This window comes from Bacillota bacterium (assembly GCA_040754675.1).
Lineage (GTDB): Bacteria > Bacillota > Limnochordia > Limnochordales > Geochordaceae > Geochorda.
In genome coordinates, this window is record JBFMCJ010000168.1 from 1 (window position 1) to 8,086 (window position 8,086).

The 8,086-nt window shown below is 62.6% G+C and carries 5 protein-coding genes and 1 pseudogene; all 6 read right to left on the minus strand.

Annotation, left to right across the window (positions count from 1 at the left end; all coding sequences use genetic code 11):
- A partial coding sequence (locus AB1609_11015) for an FGGY family carbohydrate kinase (GenBank protein MEW6046997.1) occupies positions 1-745 on the minus strand: 745 nt, incomplete at its 3' end.
- Positions 746-814: 69 nt separating this feature from the next.
- Complete coding sequence (locus tag AB1609_11020) at positions 815-1,963, minus strand: TIM barrel protein (protein MEW6046998.1); 1,149 nt, start codon at positions 1,961-1,963, stop codon at positions 815-817.
- 78 nt (positions 1,964-2,041) lie between these two features.
- Positions 2,042-4,445, minus strand: a pseudogene (locus AB1609_11025) (glycoside hydrolase family 3 N-terminal domain-containing protein).
- Between the two features lie 154 nt (positions 4,446-4,599).
- On the minus strand, positions 4,600-5,898 hold the full coding sequence (locus AB1609_11030) for an endo-1,4-beta-xylanase (protein MEW6046999.1): 1,299 nt from the start codon (positions 5,896-5,898) through the stop codon (positions 4,600-4,602).
- 31 nt (positions 5,899-5,929) lie between these two features.
- A complete protein-coding gene (locus AB1609_11035) occupies positions 5,930-6,742 on the minus strand; it encodes a carbohydrate ABC transporter permease (protein MEW6047000.1) in 813 nt (270 codons plus the stop codon).
- A 36-nt stretch (positions 6,743-6,778) separates the two neighbouring features.
- Positions 6,779-7,783: a sugar ABC transporter permease gene (locus tag AB1609_11040; protein ID MEW6047001.1), complete on the minus strand. Its 1,005-nt coding sequence runs from the start codon at positions 7,781-7,783 to the stop codon at positions 6,779-6,781.
- Positions 7,784-8,086 lie beyond the last annotated feature (303 nt).

Here is an 8,086-nt window from a genome sequence, read left to right on the forward strand (position 1 = left end):
CCCCCACCGCCCCACAGGCATTGTCCGCACCACCCGCCACGACCGGCGTCCCGACCGGTAGGCCCGTCTCCTCGGCGGCCTGCTGCGTGAGCCGGCCAGCCACGTCGACCGACCGAAGCACCGGCGGAAGCTGCCCCGGGTGCAGCCCCACCACGTCGAGCACTTCCTGGGACCACCGCCCCTGCTCGACGTCGAACACGGCCGAACCGGCCGCGTCCGACGCCTCCGTGGCCAGCTCCCCGGTCAGCCGGTAGCGCACGTAATCCTTGGGCAGCAAAACCGACGCCACCCGCTCGAAGTTGGCGGGCTCGTTTCGCCGCACCCACAGCACCTTGGGCGCCGTGAAGCCCTCCATGGCCGGGCTTCCGGCAATCGCAATCATCCGCTCCCGCCCCACGGCCTCGTTGATGGCGCGCACCTCGTCGGCCGTCCGCACGTCGCACCACAGAAGAGGCCGGCGGATCACCTGGCCGCTTTTGTCCAGGAAGACCGAACCGTGCATCTGCCCGGAAAAGCTGATGCTGACAACCTCGTCTCCCCGGATACCCGCCTCGGCCACAACCTTTCGGATGCCGCTCACGGTGGCGCGGTACCACTCCTCCGGCTCCTGTTCGGCCCAACCCGGCCTCGGCGCCAGAAGCGGGTACTCGTCGAAGGCCCTGGCCGCGACCCGCCCCTGCTCGTCGACGAGCAGCGTCTTGGCTCCCGTCGTCCCAACGTCAACCCCGATCAGGTACCGAGCCATTCCTCGGCAATGGCTCCTTTCTTGTGCGTCTTCGCGCTACGAGGGCAGTTCTCCGACGACCAACGTGTTTCATCCGACCGGCCTCGGCAGCGGCTCCAGCTTTTCCGGGTGGGGCGCCCGCACCCGGACAAGGTAGCGCTCGATCCAGCCCCGCGCCGTGTCGGGATGCTCGGCGGCCCAGACGATGGCCTCGTGGTCGAGCTCGTTGATGCGGTCGACCGCCGCGCTGAGGGCTTCGATGGAGATGCGGACAGCCTGTTCGGGCGCCATCCGCTCCGGGTTGAGGTCCAGCCCGAAATGCTCCTGATAGCCGTGCATCTTCAGGGCGTAGAGGGCAGATTCGAGCTGCTCGGGTGCCACCGTCCCCACCGGCAGGTCCAGGTCGTAGCCGCCCAGCGGCTGGGCGTTCCAGTGCGTGTGGGCGAGCCGCCCTTCTTCCAGGGCTAGGCTGAAGCTGTACGCCAGGTCTTCGTACGCCATCATCATGTGGCCAACTTCAGGGTTGAGGCATACCAGCGCGTACCCTTCATCAAGAAGCCGCCGGTTTTCAGGGTGACGGAGCTTCGATTCGACCTGGTGGGCGAGCAAAAGCCCCTCAGCCGTGGTGCCGAACAGGATGCGGCCCCTCGGTTCGTAGGGCTTGGGCTCGAAGGCAATGCGTACCCCGGGCACCGTGTCCATGGCCTCGGCCAGGCCGTCCACGAACCGCCGGCGAGCATCGGCCAAATTGGCGCCGAAGGGCTGCTCGAATCCGTCGATGCCGGGCCATACGACGGCGAAGTCGGTGCCCAGTTCTTTGTTGAGCTGCAGCGTGCGGACGGTCCGGTCGAGGGCCTTCTTCCGTGCCTGGGGAAGCGGGGATGAAAGCGACCCGAACTCGAAGTCGGGGTCCCAGAAGAGCAGCGGCACCACGGTGAGAATGCGAATCCCACTTTCCTTTGAGAAATGCTTCCAGACGTCAAGGTTTTCCTCGTTGATTTCGTTTGGATAATGCGCCTCGACCCCTACAACCCCCAGGGATGCCAGGCCGGCGATGCGATCGAGGCGCTCCTCGATGGAGGTGACGGGCTGATAGCGGTCGTGGAACCGGCTGGCGGCCGGGGAGAAGTACCAGACCCCCACCGAGAACCGGGGCTTCAGCTGAAAGCTCTTCAGGAACGTCACGAGATCGTCGCCCTGCCGCAACGTTGCCTGGCCGCGAAGGTCTTTGAGCGTCATCACGAGTCCTCCTCTTCGCTTGTCGGATGCCCGTTTTTCCCTAATACCTAATAGCCGGGTCCTTGGGCCCTGCACCCCTCACCGTACTTCGACCTGGCTTGAGAAGACCTTTTCGTTCACGGCAGTAGTCTGACCACTTATGATGAACCGCCCCCTCAACCGGATGTCTTCGGACGACGCACCCACCAGCACCTCGATTTCGCCGGGCTCCACGATGTAGTTCATCTCTCGGTCATAAAACGCCATCTGGCGGACATCCACCGAGAAGCTCACCGCCTTGGTCTCGCCCGGTTGGAGCGTGATACGCTTGAACCCTTTCAACTCCTTCACAGGGCGCGTTACGCTGGCGACGATATCGTGCAGGTAGAGCTGGACGACCTCGTCCCCGGCCCGCTGGCCGGTGTTCGTAACCTCGAAGGAGACAGTGACCGTGCCCGTGGGCGGCACCGTTTCCGGAGTGATGCTGAGGTTGGCGTATGCGAAGGTCGTGTAGCTCAGTCCGTGGCCGAACGGGAACAGCGGCCCTGCCTTCAGATCAACGTAGTCTCCCAGCACCTGGGACCGCCCCGCCTGATGGCTTATGGTTGTAAAACAACGGAACCTGCCCGATGCTGCGCGGCACGGTGATGGGCAACCGGCCGCCTGGGCTCACATCGCCGAAAAGCGCGTCGGCTACCGCGCTGCCACCCTCCTCGCCGGGGATCCAGGCTTCTAAGATGGCCGGAACATGCTCAGCCAGCCACGAGATGGAAAGCGGACGCCCATTGATGAGCACCACCACGGTAGGTGTACCTGTGGACAAGACGGCTCTGACCAGTTCCTCCTGCACCCCCGGAAGCCCGAGAAACGCACGGTCTCGGAATTCTCCGCAAGTGCAGTCCGGGGTAAGCCCGGACTTCTCGCCCACGACCACTACCGCCACCTCCGCCTTCCGGGCGGCCTCTACGGCTTCGGCGAATCCTTCGGTGGACTCGCCGGTGACGTCACAGCCCTTGGCATAGAGAACCCGCGTTCGTGGCCCGACTTTGGCCTTGATGCCATCCAGTACGCTGACGAAACGCGTGAAGTGCCTGGCGTACATGATGGACTCCGCCTCCATTGGATCGGCGCCAGCCGGTGGCTGCGGCAGCGGAAACGGAGCCTGCCCCGGTATTATCCGCCCCATCAAGTTAAACACCTCGATGTGCGCGGGGTAGTGGTAATCCCCGTTGAGGTTGCGCAGGCTATGCGCTGAGGGGCCGATAACGGCGATGGATGAGAGCTCCTTGCTGAGAGGGAGTAGCGCCCCGTCGTTCTTGAGCAACACCACCGATTGCTGCGCGATCCGCCGGGCCAGTGCGCGATCCTCGGCCGTGTCGAAGGACGTTGTGGCCCTCTCTTCGTCAACGTATGGGTTCTCGAAGAGTCCAAGGATGAACTTCAAACGTACCACACGGCGCACGGCCTCGTCCACGACGGCCATCTTGACCCTGCCAGTGGCAACGGCCTCGCGAAGCGCCTTCCCATAGCAGTCCGTGGTCGGCAGTTCAACGTCGATCCCGGCCTGCAGCGCTTGGGCTGCAGCTTCAGCCTTGTCGGTGGCCGTACGATGGTAGCTGACCAGGGTCTCAACGGCTGTGTAGTCGGAGACCACGATTCCGCTGAACCCCCATTGGCCGCGCAGTAGCTCGGTCAACAGTTCGCGGCTGGCGGCAGCAGGCACCCCGTCAAGCTCGTGATACCCGTTCATGATGGAGGCCAACCCGGCGCGCCGGATAGCTGCCTCGAACGGCACCAAGTAAATCTCGCGGAATTCCCGCGCGCCAACGTGGGCGGGGGCCCAGTTCATGCCGCCTTCTGGCACGCCGTAGGCTGCAAAGTGCTTACCGGTAGCAATGACGCCTTCTTTCAGGTCATCCCCCTGCAGTCCGCGGATGTACGCAACTCCCATCTGGCTCACCAGGTAGGGATCCTCTCCGAACGTCTCCTCCACGCGACCCCAACGCGGATCCCGCGCCACGTCCAGCAAAGGTGCCAGGCCTTGGTGGGCGCCGACGGCCCTCATCTGCCGGCGAATGGCCGCCGCCATCATCTCCGCGAGTTCTGGCTGCCACGTGCTGGCCAAGCCGATGATTTGCGGAAACACCGTAGCACCGCGTGCCATAAAGCCGGCGCAGCACTCCTCGTGGACGATGGCCGGAATGCCCAGCCGAGTCCTTTCAACCAGATACTTCTGGATCGTATTGGTGAGCTTGGCGATGGTACGCGCGTCACCGTCGCTCGCTCCCGCGACGCGCGTGATCTGCCCGATGCCCTTGCCCAGCCTGCTAGCGGCCTGCTCCTCGCTGACCGCTCCCCCGGGGGCGATTTCGAACACCCAGGCGCTGCCGAGCTGGGCCACTTTCTCGTCGAGCGTCATGCGCGCTAGCAAGTCTTCGACGCGAGCCTCGATGGGCTGGCTGGGGTCCTTATATAACGCATCTTTAGGCACGGGCCCGGCCATCTGCGATGCCTCCTTCAACGCGTCTTTCGAGCGGGGCGCCGGACAGTCCCCGGCACACTCCCTCCAACCCGAGGCGACCTGCACGGGGAGGCGCCACACACCACCGGTGAGGAAATCGCCTTGCGTGCGCAGACCGGTGTAAGGAGTCGCCCCCTCACTCATCCAGCACGACTCTGAGCGTGGCGCCTTCCCTCGGCAGCCTTACGGCCACCGTCTCGCGCCGACCGCCGGCGCTCACCTCCACTTCGTAATCACCCAGGAAGCCCCTGGTAGCAAACGTACCGTTCGCGTCGGTCGTACCGGCTTCGTTGGTCCACCACTGGCCGAAGACCAGATCCAACCACGCCCGGCCCGAACGCTTCAGGGTCCAGTCCCGGCGATACAGCGGCGCGTTCTGTTTCCAGTGGGCGCCGTCCCAGAAACCCCACATGAGGATTCCTTCCACGGCAGGGTGGCTGAAGACTGCGGTGAAGAAATCCCGTAGATACGCCGCCTGCAGCTCCTCGTCCTCAATGTCGACATCGAATTCCGTGATCCAGATTGGCTTGTCAAAGACGGCGAAGCGGTCCAGGATCTCGAGGAGCCGTTCGGGAGGCGTGAGATCGGAGTCGAAATGGCCTTGCATGCCGATGGCGTCGAGCGGTGCACCTTGTTCCAGCAGGTAGCGGATAGTGGCGAAGTACGCGTCCTGGTGCTTTCGGTCCAGCCCCCCGCTGCTCAAAATCCCGTAATCGTTGATGAAGAGTTGGGCCCCGGGGTCCGCCTCCCTTGCTGCCTTGAACCATTCGACCATAGCCTCGTCACCGAGGATCTTCATGAGGTCGCGGTTGCTATACGGCTCATTCAGCACGTCCCAGGCAATCACGCGGCCTCTGAGAGCACCGGCCTCCTCCCGGATGTGTTCGAGCACGGCCTCGTGCAAGGCCGCCGGATCATCCTCCAGAAAGCGAACCCAGGCCGGCAGGTACTGCCACCCAGGCCACACAAGGGTGTGGCCACGCAACGGGATATCGTGCTCCTCCAGCCACGCCAAGGCGGCCAGACCTTTCGACCGGCCCCAGTTCTCCCAGTACGGCCATTTAAATGCGTTTTCGAAGACCGCTACGTTGAAGTGCTTCAGGATAGCCTCTCGATACTCTTCCCCCGCGGGGCTTGTCAGGAGTGACGCGCTTACGGCCGTGCCGAACGGGAAAGCGTGGCGCTTCATATGAACACCCACGGTGGCTCCGCGCACCGGCTGCCCGTTCAGGTCGACGACGACCACGCGGAGTTCGGCTTTCCGGATGCGCTCGATACGGGCCTCTGCTGCTTGACGCCAGGCTACGTCGCTCTCCCCGCCCACATACGGAGGGATACAAGCCGCGGGTGCGCTGGCCGCGAGCACCTCCTGGGTTGTGCTCGCCAGGAGCAGTGCGAGGGTAGCCACTGTCAGGGCGGTTAGCAGGACTCTCACCGAGAGAAGCCCTCCTTCCACACACGACCACCTAGCCTTTCGTAGCGCCAGCCGTTAGCCCTTCAATGATACGGCTGGCCCCTACAATGAAGGCCATCAAGAGCGGAAGCACACTAATGGCTGTTCCAAGCATCAACGCACCCCAGTCGGTCGAGGTCATCCCTTGCAGTGACCGTAGGGCAACTGGCAGCGTATACGAGTCCCTGGTTCGCATCACGATGAGGGCTCCCATGAAGTTGTTCCACGAACCCACGAATGTGATGATGGAGAGCGTCCCAAGGGCCGGTTTGATCAGCGGAACGATGATTCGCCAGAAGATCCGGAACTCCGTACACCCGTCGATACGAGCCGCGTCCAGCAGATCCTTAGGGATAGCGCTTGCAATGTACTGACGCATGAGGAAGATTCCGAAGGCGGAGGCCATCCCCGGAACGTACAGGGCCCTGGGATGGTTGAGCCATCCGAGCCACTTCATGATGAGGTAGTACGGAATGATGCCCAAAAGCGGCGGGATCATCAGCGTTGCCAGGAGAATGGCAAACAGCTTCTCCTTGTACCGGAAGTCGTACATCGCGAAGCCGAAGCCTCCGAGGCTACAGAAAAAGAGTGTCGCCACGGTGGCCATCCCTGCAGTGTAGAAACTATTCCAGAAGTTGCGCCAGAACGGTACCGCCTCCAGAAGCCGCTGATAGTTGCCCGGCGCTTTGTCACTCAGAAGGAGGGGTGGCGGATAGCTGAAGATCGTGGAGCGGTCGTGAGTTGCGAGGACGAACATCCAGTAAAAGGGGAAGAGGGTGAGAAACGCCATTACCCCTAGCAGCACGTACAGTATCGCTTTTTTCACCCAATGGCTGCCACTTACACGTCGCATGCACGGCCTCTACCCTTCACGGCGCTGCAGGCTCTCACGACCGAAGATTCGGAAATTCATCCATGTGAAAAGCCCGATCACGATGAAAAGGGCCCATGATATCGCCGCTGCGGAACCCATGTACATCCACTCAAAACCCGTTCGATAGAGATATAGCGCGGTGGTCAAGCCAGCCTGAGAGGTTCCCCCGCCGGTGCCCGTCATGATGAACGGCTCATCGAAGAGCTGCATGTTTCCGATGATCGTCAACGTAACGGCAAACAGCATGATCGGCCGTAAGAGCGGGAGCGTGATCCATCGAAACTGCTGCCCGGTACCGGCACCGTCAACCATCGCGGCTTCATACAATTCCTTCGGAATGGTCTGAAGCCCCGTGAGATAAAGAACCGTGTTCCATCCAAACCACCGCCATACAACCAGGACCGCAATGGCAGGCTTGATGTAGTGCGCCGACCCGAGCCAGTTGATGGGCAACTCGACCTGCAGTACGTCGAATGGCCACCCAAACAGCCGCGTCCGGGCGAGGTATCCGATTACCGCGTTTAGGACGCCGTATTGTGTGCCGTAAATGGTCGAGAAGATCATCGCCACTGCGACAGTGGAGGTGATGTACGGCATGAAGTAAGCGGCTGTAAAGAGATTCTTCAGCCGGATTAGCCCGGCGTTGAGCGCGAACGCGAGTGGGATTGCAACAAGGTGCTGCGGGAGTCCCGAGATCACGAGCAGGACCACCGTGTTCCAAACGGATTTCCAGAACCATGGGTCGGTAGCGAGGTAAACATAGTTCTCCAGCCCGACCCATTCTATGGCGCCCAGGCCACCCACCGCGTTCCAGCTCTGGAACGAAAGGTATAAGGAGAAGAAGAGCGGAAAGAGGCCGAAGACGGCAAACAGAATGTAGAAGGGGCTGATGAACAGATACGGCGCAACTCGCCGCTGCAAAACGTGCCAGCGCGTGGAGAGATCTCTCGGCGCCGTAATCTCCTGGCTCCTGGTTGAGTACCGCACAGTCACGCGTACGTCTCCTCCAAAGGCAGGCGGCCGTACCGCTTACGGCACCTCCGACGGGCCTGCGCCCGGCATGCGCCCGTAACGGCATCGGCCGCCATCCATCACGTGCCGGCGTCTGCGACCCTACGTTTGAGAGGCGCCCCTGCCGGCTTACCGGCGACGCAACCTCCGCTCGATCAGTTGCTGGGCTTCGGCCAGCGCCGCCTGCACGTCCCTACCCTCGTTGAGCACCTGCGAGAGTGCCGCACCGACGACCTCCTCGGCAACAGCATCACCGGGATCGACGACGGTTACGTGAATTCTAGA